Genomic DNA, 15,475 nt, shown 5'->3' on the forward strand with positions numbered 1-15,475 from the left:
CCTGGATTCATGACTGACGTAGGCGACATCACGCCGGCCGGCATTCTCGCGTTCTGGCGGGAGGCCGGTCGCGAGCGCTGGTACAAGCACAGCGACGCTTTCGACGCGGAGGTCAGGCGTCGCTTTCTTCTGCTATGGAAGAGGGCGATCGCCGGCGAGCTGGCCTCCTGGGAAGACAGCGACGAGGGCGCGCTGGTGCTCGTCATTGCGCTCGACCAGTTTCCCCGCAACATGTTCCGCGGCACGCCGGAAGCCTTTGCCAGCGACGCGCTGGCGCGCAACGTCGCCCGCCGCGCAATCGAGAGGGGCACAGATCGCAGGATCGATCCCATCCTGCTCGAATTCCTCTATTTGCCCTTCATGCATTCCGAGCACCTGACCGACCAATTGCATTGCGTCGCGCTGTTTCAGAACACCGACAATGCCGAGAACCTGAAATACGCCCGGGAGCATGCCGATATCATACGCCGGTTCGGCCGCTTCCCCCACCGCAACCGGCTCCTGGGACGCGAGACCACCGAGGACGAACAGGCCTTCCTCGACGGCGGCGGTTTTGCCGGCTGATGACATAACGGTGAAGGACCGCGCCCCTCGCCGCCCCCCACCGGCAACATTGTGCAGCGCCGCCGCACGGTCTAAAAAGCGGGACCGATTTTCAGGGAGACTGACGATGGCGATCCAGACTGGCGACAAGCTGCCCCGAGGCGAAATTCCGCGTGATGACGGCGGAAGGTCCGCAGGTGAAGACCACCGACGATATCTTCAAGGGCAAGAAAGTGGCGCTGTTCGCGGTGCCCGGCGCCTATACCGGCACCTGCCACAAGATGCATCTGCCGAGCATCTTCCTCAACGCCTACGCCATGAAGGACAAGGGCGTCGAGACCATCGCCATCGTCTCCGTCAACGACGCCTTCGTCATGAACGCCTGGAAGCGCGACACCGACCAGCGCGACGAGGCCATCTTCCTCGCCGACGGCAATGCCGACTTCGCCAAGGCGATCGGCATGGAGCTCGACGCCTCCGGCAACGGTCTCGGCATCCGCTCCAAGCGCTATTCGATGCTGGTCGAGGACGGCGTGGTCAAGAAGCTGAACCTCGAGGCGATGCCGGGCAAGGTCGAAGTGTCCGGCGGCGATACGCTGCTCGGGCAGCTGTAAGGCGGCCAGCGCGTTTAGCCTTAACCACAACTGTCATCGCTCGCGAAAGCGGGCGATCCAGTACGCCGAGACCTCTCGGCTGAATGATAAGCGTCTCTGGAATACTGGATCGCCCGGTCAAGGCCGGGCGATGACAGTTGAGAATGAGGCGACGACGCCTCGCGCTACTCCGCCACCCGCTGCTGCAACCGCGCCTTCACGATCCCGTCGCGCGCGAGCTGATCGGCGCGTTCGTTCTCGGGATGCCCGGCGTGGCCCTTGACCCAATGCCAGCGCACGTCATGCGCCTTCAGCGCGGCATCGAGGCGCTGCCATAGCTCGACATTCTTCACCGGCTTCTTGTCGGCGGTGCGCCAACCATTGCGCTTCCAGCCATGGATCCAGCCGGTGATGCCCTGACGGACATATTGGCTGTCGGTGTAGAGGTCGACGGTGCACGGCTTCTTCAGTGCTTCCAACGCGGAGATCGCCGCCATCAACTCCATCTGGTTGTTGGTGGTGTGACGCTCGCCACCGTTCAGCTCCTTTTCCTTGTCGCCGAACTTGAGGATCGCGCCCCAGCCGCCGGGCCCGGGATTTCCCGAGCAGGCGCCGTCGGTATAGATCGTGACAACTGGAATCTCGCTCACGCGACCAGTCCCGAGGGCATCAGCCCATAGTCGCGCACGGTGGAAACACTCTGATGGAAGCGCAACTTGCGGACATATTCCAGCGGATCCTTCGGCCGAACCAGTGCGCCAGGCGGAACGTTGAGCCAGTCGACCAGCCGCGTCAGCAGGAAGCGGATCGCGGCGCCGCGCGCCAGCAGCGGCAACGCAGCCTCTTCCGCCTCGGAGAGCTTTCGCACGCGGCCATAGGCATTGAGGAAGGCGCGCGCCTTGGTGACGTTGAAGGAATGATCCGGCTCGAAACACCAGGCGTTGAGGCAGATCGCGACGTCATAGGCCAGCATATCGTTGCAGGCGAAGGTAAAGTCGATGATCCCCGAGAGCTGGTCGCCGATGAAGAAGACGTTGTCGTTGAAGAGGTCGGCGTGGATCACGCCTTCGGGCAAAGGCTTCGGCCAGACCCCGCTCTCGAGGTAGTCGAGCTCGGCGGCGAGGAACGCGCGCAGGCCGGGCTGCACCTCGTCGGCCCGGTGTGACGCCGCATCGAACAGCGGCCGCCAGCCCGAGACCGAGAGCGCATTCGGACGCTTGATCGCGAAATTGGCGCCGGCCAGATGCATCTTCGCCAACGCTCCGCCGACGCCCGCGCAATGGGTCGCGCTCGGCTTGCGCGGCCAGACGCCTTCGAGAAAGGTGATGATCGCGGCCGGCCGGCCCGACAGCTCGCGCAGCGCCTCGCCGTCTCTGCCCTTCACCGGCAGCGGGCAGTTGATGCCGTGCTCGGCGAGATGCGTCATCAGCGCGAGAAAGAAGGGCAAATCTTTCTTCGCCACGCGCTTCTCATAGAGCGTGAGGATGAAGGAGCCCTGGGTCGTATGCAGCAGGAAGTTTGAATTCTCGACGCCCTCGGCGATGCCCTTGTAGGAGAGCAATTCGCCGAGATCGTATTGGTTCAGGAAGTCCGCAAGCTCGTCGGCGGCAACGTCGGTGTAGACCGCCATGAAGGTCTACTCGGCGGCGGCTTCGGGGCGCACCTGACGCGGCAGCGGGAAGAACTCGTTCTCTTCCGCGGCCGAGACCGTCTCCACATGCAGCGTGAAGCGCTCGGCGAACGCGTCCATGATCTCCTCGACGATCACTTCCGGTGCCGAGGCGCCCGCGGTGATGCCGAGGCTGGTGATGTTCTCGAAACGCTTCCAGTCGAGGTCGGCGGCGCGCTGCGCCAGCACCGCGATCGGGCAGCCCTCGCGTTCCGCGACTTCGCGCAGGCGCTGCGAGTTCGACGAGTTCGGCGCACCGACCACGATCAGGGCATCGACCACCGGCGCCACCTTCTTCACCGCGAGCTGGCGGTTGGTGGTGGCGTAGCAGATGTCTTCCTTGTGCGGCCCGTTGATGTTCGGGAAGCGCTCCTTCAGGAGTGCGACGATCTCGCGCGGTGTCGTCGATCGACAGCGTGGTCTGAGTCACGAAGGCGAGGTTGTTCGGATCCTTCGGCGCAATGGTCTTGGCGTCCTCGGCGGTCTCGATCAGGGTGACGGCGCCGACGGGGAGCTGGCCGAGCGTACCGACCACCTCAGGGTGATGGGAATGGCCGATCAGGAAGATTTCGCGGCCGCGCTTGAAATGGATCGCGGCCTCGCGGTGCACCTTGGTCACCAGCGGGCAGGTCGCATCCAGCGAAAACAGATTGCGCGACGTGGCGTCGGCCGGAACCGATTTCGGCACGCCATGGGCCGAGAACACCACCGGCGCAGTGGTGTTTTCCGGGATCTCGGCAAGCTCCTCGACGAAGATCGCGCCCTTCTTCTTCAACCCGTCGACGACGTATTTATTGTGCACAATCTCGTGGCGAACATAGACGGGGGCGCCGTATTTATCGAGCGCCCGTTCCACGGTGTCGATCGCCCGGACCACCCCGGCACAGAAGCCACGGGGAGAACAAAGCACGATCTTAAGGTCTGGTTTGGCTGACATTGAGCGATCTCGGGACCGAATCACCTCGCCAAGTGGGCGGGAAGCGGTCGATGGATGAATAGGGCTTGGGAACGAGCTTACAGCGACTTCAGAGGGAATTGGGCCCCCTTTCGGGCGCTGTCAAGGCACTATCTATAGCAGAACCATTGCGTGACTACCCCCTCCGGGCTTATATAGCCCGAATTCCCAGTCATCGCTGATGACCACCGGTTTCGCCTCCAAAAGGGGTGGGCGAAGCACAAAGGAGATTTGCCATGAGCAACGCACCGCTGATGCCCAAGGCGACCGCCGTTTGGCTGCTCGACAACACCGCGCTGACCTTCGACCAGGTCGCCGATTTCACCAAAATGCACCCCCTTGAGGTGCGCGCGATCGCCGACGGCGACGCGGCACAGGGCATCAAGGGCATGGATCCCCTCTCCAACGGCCAGCTGACCCGCGAGGAGATCGAGAAGGGCGAGAGAAGCCCGGACTACCGGCTCCGCCTCCAGGAGAGCAAGGTGGTGCTGCCACCGCAGCCCAAGCGCAAGGGTCCGCGCTACACCCCGGTCTCGCGCCGCCACGAGCGCCCGAGCGCCATTCTCTGGCTGCTGCGCAACCATGCCGAACTCAAGGACGCCCAGATCATGCGCTTGGTTGGCACCACCAAGAGCACGATCGCCAGCGTCCGCGACCGCACCCACTGGAATACCTCGTCGCTGACCCCCATCGACCCCGTGACCCTCGGTCTCTGCTCGCAGATCGAACTCGATTTCGAGGTCGCGCGCGCCGCCAAGGAAAAGCCGATCGACGCAGCCTATGGCGGCGCAACCCTGCTGCCGGCCTCCGAGACCACCAAGAAGGACGAGTTCGAGCCGGCGGAGAAATCCAGCGACGACCTCAACGTCGACGCCGTGTTCGCCAAGCTCAAGACGCTTGGCGGCAAGAAGCAGGAGGAAGATGAGGAGTAATCCTTCGTCTTCAGTCGTCATCGAATGCAAACGCGGCGGGAAAACCCGCCGCGTTTTTTATGTGACGCAAGGACGGAACAGGTGGAAGCAGCCTCTACGGCCGGTCCGGATGGTTCAGCATGTATTCGCCGAGGTCGCGCTGGCGACGGTCGGCCCGGGTGGTCGCGGCGCTGCGCTGGACGTCGCGGTCCTTGCGGCAGGCCACGTATTCGGGCGAGCCCAGCGCATTGCCACGGCTCTGGCAGACCGCGTCGTCATCGTCGCCGCCCATCGCCACCGGCGTCTGGTAGCGCGCGGAGCAGGCGGAGAGGGCGATGGCGAGCAGGACAGCTGCAAGCAGGCGCGGCGTGGCGGCGAGTGGCATCCGAGATCCTTATTGGCCGGCCTTGTTTAGCGCGGAATGAGGAGATTGTAAGTCATTTGCACCGTCATTCCGGAGCGGTCCGCGGGACCGAACCCGTAATGACGACGGAGCTCATACCCTCCCCTTCAGCGCCTCCCCGATCTCGTCGAGCACCTTGGGGTCCTCGATCGTCGCTGGCATCGTCCAGGTCTCGCCATCAGCGATCTTCTTGATGGTGCCGCGCAAAATCTTGCCCGAGCGCGTCTTGGGCAAGCGGCCGACAATGATGGCGAGCTTGAACGCGGCGACGGGACCGAGCTTGTCGCGCACCAGCGCGACGATCTCTTTCTCGATCTCGGCGGGAGCCCGCTTCACGCCAGCCTTGAGCACCAGGAAGCCGCAGGGTACCTCGCCCTTGATCGCATCCTTGACGCCAAGCACGGCGCATTCGGCGACATCGGCATGCGAAGCCAAAATCTCCTCCATGCCGCCGGTCGAGAGCCGATGTCCGGCGACGTTGATGATGTCGTCGGTGCGGCCCATGACGAAGACATAGCCGTCCTGGTCCTTGTAGCCGGCATCCGATGTTTTGTAGTAGCCGGGAAATTCGGTGAGATAGGCTTCCTTGAATCGTTCGTCCTGATTCCACAGCGTCGGCAGGCAGGCCGGCGGCATCGGCAGCTTGATGACGATCGATCCCATGGTGTTGGGGCCGACCGGCTTTGCGGCCTCGTCGACCACGTCGACCTGATAGCCCGGCATCGGGACCGTCGGCGAGCCGTGCTTCACCGGCAGCATGCCGAGCCCCACCGGATTGCCGGCGATGCACCAGCCCGTCTCCGTCTGCCACCAATGGTCGATGACAGGCACTTTCAACTGCTGCTCCGCCCATTCCACCGTCGGCGGATCGGCGCGCTCGCCGGCGAGGAACAGCGTGCGGAATGTCGAGAGGTCGTATTGCCGGATGAATTTTCCTTCCGGATCATCTTTCCGGATCGCGCGGAACGCGGTCGGCGCGGTGAAAAAGGCGACCGCCTTGTGCTCGCTGATCACGCGCCAGAATGCCCCCGCATCGGGCGTGCCGACCGGCTTGCCCTCGTACATGATCGAGGTCGCGCCGTGCAGCAGCGGACCGTAGACGATGTAGCTGTGGCCGACCACCCAGCCGATGTCGGAGCCGCACCACCAGACCTCGCCCGGCTTGACGCCATAGAGGTTGAACATGGACCATTTTAGCGCGACGAGATGGCCGCCATTGTCGCGCACGACGCCCTTGGGAATGCCGGTCGTGCCTGACGTATAGAGGATGTAGAGCGGATCGGTGGCCGCGACGGGCACGCACGGCGCCTTCTTGCCGTCGTTCATCGCCTTGCGGCGCAGGCCCGCCCAGTCGTAGTCGCGTCCTGGCGTCAGGTCGCAGATGAACTGCGAACGTTGCAGCACGATGCAGGCCTTCGGCTTCACACCTGCAAGCCTGATCGCCTCGTCGAGCAGCGGCTTGTACTGCACGATGCGCCCGGGCTCGATGCCGCAGCTCGCCGACAGAATCAACTTTGGCTGCGCATCGTCGATGCGGCTGGCGAGCTCCTTCGCGGCAAAGCCGCCGAACACCACGGAGTGCACCGCGCCGATGCGCGCGCAGGCGAGCATCGCGACGACGGCCTTCCGGTACCATCGGCATATAGAGGATGACGCGATCGCCCTTGGCCACACCAAAATCCCGCATGATGGCGGCGAGCGCCTCCACCTCGTTCAAGAGCTCGGCGTAAGTGAACCTGGTGACCGTGTTGGTCAGCGGCGAATCATGGATCAGCGCGACCTGGCCGGCGCGGCCGCCCGCGACATGGCGGTCGAGCGCATTGTAGCAGGTGTTAACCAAGCCGCCGCTGAACCAGCGGCCGTAGACGCCCTGCGAAGCATCGAAGATCGCCTTCGGCGGCTCGATCCAGTCGATCTCCTTCGCCGCCTCGGCCCAAAAGCCCTCAGGGTCGGCCAGCGAGCGTGCATAGACGTCGTGATAGCTGCTTTTCCCCTGGACATTCATGCTTGCGCTCCCGTTCCCTTTATTCGCCTGGCCTTGACCTTTGGCGGGACAAACGTCCCGCCATGACAGGGATCAAGTACCGGGCTTGTTTGGGGGGTATTTTCCCGGGAACGGGCCGCGGTTCAAGCTGAAAGAACGGTGCTCAGCTATCCATCGCATTCAGCCGCTGTAACCGCTCCTGCATGACCTTTCTCGGGTCATAGCCCGGCCGGCGGAAGCTCGTATTGCGGGTGGCGAGGAAATCGCGCTGGGTGCGGCGGAGGTCGCCGGCCGAGCGGGAGCCGGCCGACTTCAATACGCGTTCGTAGGTCTCGGCAATCTGGCGGTCGAGCACGCCCAACTGTGGATCGGCGCAGATCATCTTCTCGACCTCGCGCTTCGCCGTGGCACAATCGAACGACGGGCCATTGCCGGAATTCGCCGCGAGCGGCCACAGCGGCTCGACGCCGAATTTCGCGATCTCCGCGATCATGGTTCGGCGGCCGCTGGCGGCATTGTCGTTGCCGGGATCGAGCCGTAGCGCGGTCTCGTAATCGGCCAGCGCCTTCTTGCGCTCGCCCATCTTCTTGTAGAGCACGGCGCGGTTGTTGTAGGTCTGCGCGAAATTCGGGTCGAGTTTCAGCGCGGCCTCGTAATCGCTGAGCGCAGCACCAAGCTCGCCCTTGAGATGGTAGGAATCGCCGCGATTGGTGAAGAAATTCGGCCGCGGTGCCAGCCGCAGCGCCTGATCGTAATCGGCAATCGCCTTGTCGTACTCGCCCATCGCGGCCAGCGACAGGCCGCGATTGTCGTAATATTCGGGCACCTTCGGATCGAGCCTGATCGCCTCGCCGTCGTCGGCAACCGCCTTGTCGAGCTGGCCGACCTTCTTGTAGGCGGCGCCACGATTGGTGTAGCTGCGCGGCCGGTTCGGATCGAGCCGCAACGCCTCGCTGAGATCGCGAATCGCCTTGTCGTTGTCGCCGCCGAGATAGTAGGTCACGCCGCGGTCGGACCAGGTCTGCGCATTGTCAGGCTTCAGCTTGATCGCCTGATCGTAATCGGCAAGCGCGCGGTCGAGCCGGTGCTGGTTGGTGTAGACCACGCCGCGCAGCTCGTAAGACTCCGCATCCTGCGGATCGAGCTCGATGGCCTTGCTGAGATCCGCCGCGGCGCGGTTGAGATCGCCGCCGGCCTCGCGCAGGAGATCGCCGCGCAGGCGCCAGGCTTTTGCATTTCGGCCCTCGAGCGCGATGGCGCGGTCGATATCCCTCAGCGCCTGCGTGACGCCGCCCGAGGTCCGCGCATTGGCGTCGGCGCGCACCAGCAATGCCGCGGCGCGATCGGAAGATGGATTTGAGGCCTGGTCGATGATGGCGCTGCATGCCGGGATCAGCTCGGCCGGAGCGGCCTTGCTCCCCATCACGCAATCGACGCCGGACAAGGCAGGAGCGACGAGGACGACGCTCATTGCCGCGCTGAGCAGGAAGGAGCGAAGCGAGATTTTTGCAAACGAGAACATTTGCGCGGAAAGATGCGTGCCGCACATGGCATAGGGCTCCGAGACATCAGGCTTTCACCATTGTCGCGGCGGCCAAAGAATCGGTTCAAATCGGGCGTGTCAGGGGCGCACCGACCCCTCGCTCCCTCGCCCCGCTCTTAAGGCGGCAGACGAGGAGCCTCAATAGCCATCCACCCCGTTCAGCCGCAGCAACCGCTCCTGCATCGCCTTCTTCAGATCGTAGCCGGGCCGGCCATATCGGGCATTGCGGCGGGCGATGAAATCGTCCTGCTCGCGCTGAAGCGCCTTCGCTTCGCCCGCATTGCGGGCGTCGCGGAGCACACGGGCATTGGAGGCAAAAACCTCGCGGTCGAGATCGGCGAGCTCGCGGTTGGCGCAGATCGACTTCTCGACGGGGCGGCGCGCACCCTTGCAACTGAAGCTGGGCTTGCCTGCGACCGCCATCTGCGCGCCGATCCGCTCGATCTCGCGCGCCATCGCCTTGTGATTGACCCTGGCCTTCTCGTGGTTCGGATCGATCTTCAATGCCGCGCCGAAATCCTGCACCGCCTTGGGCTTGTCGCCCTTCCTCAGCCAGAGCTCGCCGCGCGCGTTGAAGATATCGGCGAGGCCGGAATCGAGCAGAAGAGCGCGGCTGTCGTCGGCGATCGCGCGGTCGATCTGGTCATGCCGGGCAAACAGCGCGCCGCGCGCGATCAGCGCCTTGATCAGATCGCCTTTCACCGTCTTCTCGTTGTCGATCACGGCGGCGCAGGCCGTGGCGGCCTTGTCGATGTCGTCGGCCGCTGCAGCAGCAAGGCACGGCGCGACGTCGACCTGCGGGACCGCGGCCGGTTCGCCGCCGGTCGCGGCATGAGCCGCGGCGAACGAGAGCGCAAAGAGCAACCCGGCGCCGGACCATTGAATGAGAAAACGCATGCTCGTCACAGTCGGTAAGGCCTGAGTTAAGGTCCGGGTTAAGGTCTTGCCTCGGGGCCGCACTATCCATCATACGGCCGGATTGGTGCTAGCTTGTCGGGCCGCTCAATCGGTTTCGGGGATCAACGTGTCGACATTCGAATGGATCATCGTGCTTCTGCTCGGCGCCGTTGCATTATCGGCGCTGGCGCGGCGGATCAAGGTCCCCTACCCGACCTTTCTCGCGATCGGTGGCGCGCTGATCGCCTTTGTGCCGTCGAGCCCGTCCTGGACGCTGGAGCCCGACCTGGCATTGGCTCTTTTTGTCGCACCGGTCCTGCTCGATGCCGCCTTCGACACCTCGCTGCGCGATCTGCGCAACAATTGGGTTCCGGTCTCCACCCTGGTCGTCGCCGCCGTCGGCCTGACCACGGCCGGCGTGGCCTACGTCGCGCACCGGCTGATGCCGGACATCCCCTGGGCCGCCGCGGTTGCGCTCGGCGCCATCGTGGCCCCGCCGGATGCAGCCGCCGCGGTCGCAATCCTGAGCCAGGTGAAGTTGCCCTATCGGATGGTCAAGGTTCTGGAAGGCGAGAGCCTGCTCAACGACGCGACCGCGCTCTTGATCTATCGCATCGCGGTCGGCGCGATTGCCACCGAGCATCTGGCATGGAGCCAGGTCGCGCCGACCATGGCGCTGGCGCTGGTCGGCAGCGTCGTCGCGGGATTGGTCGCAGGCCGCATCATCCCGCTGTTCATGGAACGGGTAAAGGAAGCGCCGAGCGCGATCATCGTGCAATTCGCCACCACCTTCATGGTGTGGATCGCCGCCGAGCATCTCGGGCTCTCCGGCATCCTCACCATCGTGGTCTACGCCATCACCATCGCGCGCACGGCGGGGGCGCGCATGCCGGCGCGGCTGCGGGTGCCGTCCTATGCGGTGTGGGAGACCATGGTGTTCGTGCTCAACGTGCTCGCCTTCATGCTGATCGGCATGCAGATGCGGCCGATCTGGACGCGGCTCAATGCGGACGTGCGCTGGGAATATTGCGTGGCCGCGGCCTGGATCCTGCTCACGGTGGTCCTGGTGCGGCTGGCCTGGATCACATTCTACCGCACGACGCTGCGCGCACTGATCGCGCACGGGGTCTATCACCCGAAGGATCCGAAGCAGGTCGCCTCGCCCAAGGGCGGCCTCATCGTCTCCTGGTGCGGCATGCGCGGTCTCGTCACGCTCGCGACCGCCTTTGCCCTGCCGGAAAACTTTCCCTATCGCGACTTCATCGTCTTTTCGGCGTTTGCGGTCGTGCTCGGCACGCTGGTCGTGCAGGGCCTGACACTGCGGCCGCTGATCCTGGCGTTCGACCTCAAGGACGACGATCCCGTCGGCATCGAGGTCGCGCGCGCCCGCGCCGTCGCCTATCGCGCGGCGCTCGACGCGATCGAGGACGATCCGTCGGAGGAGGCTGAAATCCTGCGGCTCGAATATCGCGCCATCCTGATGCAGACAGACGACGATCCGAACGGCGGTGTCGCCAACGGCGAATTGCCCGCCGATCCCCTGCGCCGCCGGGGTATCGCGGCCGCGCGAAAGTCGATCTTCGACCTCCGCGCCACCGAAGTAATCGGCGACGATGCATTTCATCGGATCGAGGAAGAGCTCGATCGCGCAGAATTGAGCGCGGGGGGTTAAATCCTGTCGCCCCTGACATCCGCCCCGCCTGCACAGGTGGCCAGGGGCTTGAACCAAACCCCGCCTCTTCAGACTCATTCCAGATGACGACCCTAATCGACGACCGTCGTGTGCGCGCGCGAGATGCGTCGCCCGCACGATATTTTTATCTCCACATGGCACTGGCCTGCGCGGCCACCGCTTTTCTCGGCTTCGCACCGACCTATTTTGTGCCGCTCGCGCAACGGACATTGTCCGCAAGCCCCGTGATTCATTTTCACGGTCTCTTGTTCTTCACCTGGTCTCTCTATTTCGTGATCCAGGCCTGGCTCGCGGCCTCGGGCCGCGTGCTCAATCACCGCGCGATCGGCATCGCCGGCGTCTCGCTCGCGACCGCGATGACGATCTTCGGCTTCCTCGCATCGGTGCATGTGATGCAGCATTCCGCCGCGCTCGGACAAAAAGAGGCCGGCATCGCCTTCTCGATCGTGCCGATGAGCGGGATCGCGTTCTTCGCAGTGGTGTTCATGCTTGCGATCATGAACACGCGAAAGCCCGAGATTCACAAACGCCTGATGCTGCTAGCCGCGGTCTCCATCCTCGATGCGGCGATCGCGCGCTGGTTTCTCACCTTCCTTGCACCTCCGGGACCGCCCGGGCCGCCGCCAGTGCCCGTTACCATCGCGCCGGCCGTGGTCGCTTCGCTGCTGCTCGTCGTCGCCATGGTACGCGACTGGCGCACCGAAGGCCGGGTGCATCCGGTGTACATCTACGGTACGCTCGCGATGCTGGCGGTGAAGGTGCTGAACTGGCCGATCAGCGAGACTGCGGCTTGGCATTCGTTTGCCGGCGGGATTCTGGCGCTGGCGCAGTAAGGGCCCGGGCTGTCGTCCTGGCGCAAGCCAGGGCGACGAGGAAGGGAGCTACGCCCCCGCCTTGCACGTGATCCCGCCGTCCACCACCAGCTCGATCCCCGTCACATATTTCGCTTCGTCCGACGCCAGGAACAGCGCCGCATTCGCGACGTCCCAGGCCTCGCCCATGTGGCCCATCGGCACCTGCGCATCGCGGGCGCGCCACATCGCCTCGACATCGCCCTTGGCGTAGCTGTTCGCAAGACCTGCGGAATGTTCCACCATCGGCGTCTTCATCAGACCGGGCAGGATTGCATTCACGCGCACATGGTTCTTCGCGAACTCGATCGCGGTGGATCGCGTCAACTGGTTCATCGCCGCTTTGCTGACGTTGTAGCTGACATAAGAAATCCCGACATGGCGGATCGATGCGATCGAGGAGATGTTGATGATCGAGCCGCCGCCCTGCTTCACCATCACGGGGATGACGTGCTTCATGGCGAGATAGGCGCTCTTGAGGTTCACGGTGAAGACGCGGTCCCAGCTCTCCTCGGTCACCTCGACGACGCTGCCCATCTCGGCGATGCCGACATTGTTGTCGAGCACGTCGATGCGGCCGTGTGCCTTGAGGCATGCCGCAACCATCGACTCGATCTCGCTGGCGCGCGAGACGTCGGCCGTGAACGCGGTCGCCTTGCCGCCTTCGTCCGTGATGATCTTCGCGGTCTCTTCAGCGGCCGCGCCGTTCCGATCGACGCAGAACACCTGCGCGCCCTGGCGCGCAAAGGTGACCGCGGTGGCCTTGCCGTTGCCCCAGCCCGGCCCGATCGAGCCGGCGCCCACCACCATCGCAACCTTGCCCTTGAGCCGGTCCATCGCGTGTCTCCCTTATTTCTCTTGTTCTTCGCAGATGCTCATCTTCGTAACGTTAGCACCGATCGGATGCCCGACAATCTCCGACAACGTCTGGCACTTACCGTCATGGCAAAGCCGCCATTCGCCAGCCGCGCCGGAATTGCCCAGCACCACCTCCGGCATCGGCGCGCGCGCAGGTCTCCATTGAAACCAGCCGTCGACGAGGCGCGCCTCGGGCGGCGGCTCCATGCCGGGGCCGGTGCCCTTCACGCGCGCCTGCACCAGTTCGAGCCCCGCGGGGGTGACGCGCCAGTCTTCCTGCCAATCGACCTTCGCGATCGAATGCGTCCACACCAGCGTGAAGGCGGACAGCGCCAGCGCCTTCACGCCTGAGGCTGTGGCGAAGCAGAGGCTCACATCGCCTCGACCGGCGCCGGCGGACGCTGCCGCCACTGCCACAGTACGATCGCCGCGGAGAGCAGGAAGCCCGCGGTGTCGCTGAACGGGAAGTCGCCGAGCAGGCAGAGCGCTGCACCGAGCGCGACCAACCGTTCGAGGAACGTCAGGCGCGTGAACAGGAAGCCGATCGCGACCATGCCGAACAGCGCGATCGCCACCAGCGCCTTGAAGGTCGCCAGCGCCACCGCGCCGTAGAAGCCGAGCCTGGCGGCCATGGGATCGCCGGCCTGCAGCATCAGCGCCGGCGAGTAGACGAAGACGAACGGGATCACATAGCCGGCGAGCGCGATGCGCATCGCCTCCCAGCCGATCTTGTCCGGATTCTCCTTCGCGATCGGTGCCGCGGCTAACGCCGCAAGCGCCACCGGCGGCGAGAGGTCGGCCATGATGCCGTAATAGAACGCGAACATGTGGCTCGCGATCAGGGGAACGCCGAGTTTCGCCAGCGCGGGCGCCGCGAGCGCTGCCGTAATGATGTAGGTCGGGATGGTCGGGATGCCGGTGCCGAGCAGGATCGACAGCAGCATGGTCATGATCAACGCCAGGAACAGGCTCTTCTCGCCGAGGCCGATCACCCAGCCGCCGAAGATGGTGCCGACGCCGGTCTGTGACATCATGCCGATGATGACGCCGACGATGGCGCAGGCCATGCCGACGGTGATGGCGGATTTCGCGCTTTCAGCCAGTGCATCGCGGCAGGCGCGCAGGGCGGAAAATCCGCCGCGCACGAACGCAGTGATCACGATCAACGCGACGACGACGCCTGCGACCGGCACGATCTGAAGGCCGTCACGCGACAGCGCGGCAACAACGAGCGCGAGCCCGATCCAGAAGATGCTGCGGACCGCCATTGAAGATGCGCCCGTCGTGATGGCGGTGCCAAGGATCAGCCCCACTGTGAGCGCGAGGCCCATGCTACCGGCATAGAGCGGCGTAAAGCCTTCGAACAGCATGTAGACGAGGGCTGCGAGCGGCAGCACAAGGTACCAACCCTTCACCAGCGCCTTCCAGGCGCTCGGGGTCTCCGACTTCTTCATGCCGGTGAGGCCGTGCTTGCCGGCTTCCAGATGCACCATCCAGAAGGCGGAGGCGAAATAGAGCATCGCGGGAATCGCCGCCGCTTTCACGATCTCCGAATATTGGACGCCGAGCGTCTCCGCCATGATGAAGGCGACCGCACCCATCACCGGCGGCATGATCTGCCCGCCCATCGAGGCTGTCGCCTCGACGCCGGCCGCGAACGCGCGGCGATAGCCGAACCTGATCATCAGCGGAATCGTGAACTGGCCGACGGTGACGACGTTGGCGACGCCGGAGCCGGAGATCGTGCCCATCATGCCCGAGGCGAACACCGCGACCTTGGCAGGTCCCCCGCGGGTACGGCCGAACAGGCCGAGCGAGACGTCGGTGAAGAGCTGGATCATGCCGGCGCGCTCCAGGAACGAGCCGAACAGGATGAACAGGAAGATGTAGGTCGCCGAGACGTAGATCGGCACGCCGTAAAAACCTTCGGTGCCGAACGACAGATGCGTGACGATCTGGTCGAAATCATAGCCGCGATGGTTGAGCGGCGACGGCAGATATTGCCCGAAGAACCAATAGACGAGACAGGCGCCGCACATCAGCGGTAGCGCCGGCCCCATCAGGCGTCGCGTGCCCTCGAAAATCAGCACCGCAAGCAGCGTGCCGACGGCGAGATCGAGGCGGGTCGGATCGCCGTCGCGCGCAATCAAGTCCGCATAAAAAATCCACTGGTAGAGGCCGCAGAAGAAACCCGCGCCGCCGATCACCCAGCCGAGCGCGCGTCCGGCGGCGCTCTTCGCGGTGAAGTTTGCGATCAGGCCGAAGGTGAGAAGAACGAGGAAACCGACATGGACGCCGCGCACCACCTGGCTCGGGAGATAATTGAAGGCGGCGACATAGAGCTGGAACGTGGCGAACGCGATGCCGATCCAATAGGCGAGTGTGCCCCACCAGCCAGGGCCAAAGCCTTCCGGGAAACCGTGCTCGAAATTGTCGAACTCGACCTTGATGGGCGCCGCGGTGCCCTCTGCCTGCAACATCGATATGTCCCCGCCCCCGATCGGGCGTTCCTACAGCATTCGCGCTGCATCCTGAATACGTTATGCCCGGGCTTGTCCCGGGCATCCACGATCTT

The 15,475-nt window shown here is 64.5% G+C and carries 12 protein-coding genes and 3 pseudogenes; 5 read left to right on the forward strand and 10 right to left on the reverse strand.

Annotated features, from left to right (window positions below; translation table 11 throughout):
* Positions 1-9 precede the first annotated feature (9 nt).
* Positions 10-564 carry a DUF924 family protein gene (locus tag ACVWW3_RS27940; protein WP_456647979.1) on the forward strand — a complete coding sequence of 185 codons (555 nt, stop codon included), beginning with the start codon at positions 10-12 and terminating at the stop codon, positions 562-564.
* A 106-nt stretch (positions 565-670) separates the two neighbouring features.
* Positions 671-1,157, forward strand: a pseudogene (locus ACVWW3_RS27945) (redoxin family protein).
* Positions 1,158-1,321: 164 nt separating this feature from the next.
* Here ACVWW3_RS27945 and rnhA read toward each other — a convergent pair.
* The 3 genes and pseudogenes from rnhA to ispH form a co-directional block, all read right to left on the reverse strand.
* Positions 1,322-1,786 (reverse strand): ribonuclease HI, encoded by a 465-nt coding sequence (rnhA, locus tag ACVWW3_RS27950; RefSeq protein ID WP_247351227.1) that lies wholly within the window; start codon positions 1,784-1,786, stop codon positions 1,322-1,324.
* Positions 1,783-2,766, reverse strand: a complete 984-nt coding sequence (locus ACVWW3_RS27955) for a homoserine kinase (RefSeq protein ID WP_456647978.1) — start codon at positions 2,764-2,766, stop codon at positions 1,783-1,785. The genes rnhA and ACVWW3_RS27955 overlap by 4 nt, the downstream gene beginning before the upstream one ends.
* 6 nt (positions 2,767-2,772) lie before the next feature.
* Positions 2,773-3,742 (reverse strand): annotated as a pseudogene (gene ispH, locus ACVWW3_RS27960) (4-hydroxy-3-methylbut-2-enyl diphosphate reductase).
* Positions 3,743-3,996: 254 nt separating this feature from the next.
* Between ispH and ACVWW3_RS27965 the strand changes: the two are divergent.
* Positions 3,997-4,692: a DUF1013 domain-containing protein gene (locus ACVWW3_RS27965; RefSeq protein WP_247351232.1), complete on the forward strand. Its 696-nt coding sequence runs from the start codon at positions 3,997-3,999 to the stop codon at positions 4,690-4,692.
* 94 nt (positions 4,693-4,786) lie between these two features.
* On the opposite strand, the gene ACVWW3_RS27970 is transcribed toward ACVWW3_RS27965, so the two are convergent.
* The 4 genes and pseudogenes from ACVWW3_RS27970 to ACVWW3_RS27985 form a co-directional block, all read right to left on the reverse strand.
* A complete protein-coding gene (locus tag ACVWW3_RS27970) occupies positions 4,787-5,056 on the reverse strand; it encodes a hypothetical protein (RefSeq protein WP_247351234.1) in 270 nt (89 codons plus the stop codon).
* A gap of 111 nt (positions 5,057-5,167) precedes the next feature.
* Positions 5,168-7,079 (reverse strand): annotated as a pseudogene (locus ACVWW3_RS27975) (propionyl-CoA synthetase).
* Between the two features lie 142 nt (positions 7,080-7,221).
* Positions 7,222-8,607, reverse strand: coding sequence for a tetratricopeptide repeat protein (locus ACVWW3_RS27980; RefSeq protein WP_456647976.1), 1,386 nt, complete (start codon positions 8,605-8,607; stop codon positions 7,222-7,224).
* A gap of 132 nt (positions 8,608-8,739) precedes the next feature.
* Complete coding sequence (locus ACVWW3_RS27985) at positions 8,740-9,498, reverse strand: tetratricopeptide repeat protein (protein ID WP_456647975.1); 759 nt, start codon at positions 9,496-9,498, stop codon at positions 8,740-8,742.
* Between the two features lie 127 nt (positions 9,499-9,625).
* On the opposite strand from ACVWW3_RS27985, the gene ACVWW3_RS27990 reads away from it, so the two are divergent.
* Both ACVWW3_RS27990 and ACVWW3_RS27995 read left to right on the forward strand, forming a co-directional pair.
* Entirely contained in the window at positions 9,626-11,170 is a 1,545-nt protein-coding gene (locus ACVWW3_RS27990; protein WP_456672208.1) for a cation:proton antiporter, read from the forward strand.
* An 83-nt stretch (positions 11,171-11,253) separates the two neighbouring features.
* The gene (locus tag ACVWW3_RS27995) at positions 11,254-12,024 is read left to right on the forward strand and encodes a hypothetical protein (RefSeq protein WP_247351248.1); all 771 of its coding nucleotides are present in this window, start codon (positions 11,254-11,256) and stop codon (positions 12,022-12,024) included.
* Positions 12,025-12,072: 48 nt separating this feature from the next.
* Here ACVWW3_RS27995 and ACVWW3_RS28000 read toward each other — a convergent pair whose 3' ends face one another.
* Genes ACVWW3_RS28000 through ACVWW3_RS28010 form a run of 3 tightly spaced genes read right to left on the reverse strand, consistent with a single transcriptional unit; the run spans position 12,073 to position 15,380 of the window.
* On the reverse strand, positions 12,073-12,879 hold the full coding sequence (locus tag ACVWW3_RS28000; protein WP_456647974.1) for an SDR family NAD(P)-dependent oxidoreductase: 807 nt from the start codon (positions 12,877-12,879) through the stop codon (positions 12,073-12,075).
* Positions 12,880-12,891: 12 nt separating this feature from the next.
* On the reverse strand, positions 12,892-13,311 hold the full coding sequence (locus ACVWW3_RS28005; protein ID WP_456649733.1) for a DUF1850 domain-containing protein: 420 nt from the start codon (positions 13,309-13,311) through the stop codon (positions 12,892-12,894).
* The gene (locus ACVWW3_RS28010; protein ID WP_456647973.1) at positions 13,272-15,380 is read right to left on the reverse strand and encodes a TRAP transporter permease; all 2,109 of its coding nucleotides are present in this window, start codon (positions 15,378-15,380) and stop codon (positions 13,272-13,274) included. Before ACVWW3_RS28010 ends, ACVWW3_RS28005 begins: the two co-directional genes overlap by 40 nt.
* Positions 15,381-15,475: the final 95 nt, after the last annotated feature.

The sequence above is a fragment of the Bradyrhizobium sp. LM2.9 genome, assembly GCF_054056555.1.

Bases quoted from the DNA above. Each gene is read 5' to 3' on its own strand.
- ACVWW3_RS28000 (WP_456647974.1), bottom strand. From the start codon at position 12,879: ATGGACCGGCTCAAGGGCAAGGTTGCGATGGTGGTGGGCGCCGGCTCG.
- ACVWW3_RS27965 (WP_247351232.1), top strand. From the start codon at position 3,997: ATGAGCAACGCACCGCTGATGCCCAAGGCGACCGCCGTTTGGCTGCTC.
- ACVWW3_RS27980 (WP_456647976.1), bottom strand. From the start codon at position 8,607: ATGTGCGGCACGCATCTTTCCGCGCAAATGTTCTCGTTTGCAAAAATC.
- ACVWW3_RS27995 (WP_247351248.1), top strand. From the start codon at position 11,254: ATGACGACCCTAATCGACGACCGTCGTGTGCGCGCGCGAGATGCGTCG.
- ACVWW3_RS28010 (WP_456647973.1), bottom strand. From the start codon at position 15,380: ATGTTGCAGGCAGAGGGCACCGCGGCGCCCATCAAGGTCGAGTTCGAC.
- ACVWW3_RS27955 (WP_456647978.1), bottom strand. From the start codon at position 2,766: ATGGCGGTCTACACCGACGTTGCCGCCGACGAGCTTGCGGACTTCCTG.
- ACVWW3_RS27985 (WP_456647975.1), bottom strand. From the start codon at position 9,498: ATGCGTTTTCTCATTCAATGGTCCGGCGCCGGGTTGCTCTTTGCGCTC.
- ACVWW3_RS27970 (WP_247351234.1), bottom strand. From the start codon at position 5,056: ATGCCACTCGCCGCCACGCCGCGCCTGCTTGCAGCTGTCCTGCTCGCC.
- ACVWW3_RS27940 (WP_456647979.1), top strand. From the start codon at position 10: ATGACTGACGTAGGCGACATCACGCCGGCCGGCATTCTCGCGTTCTGG.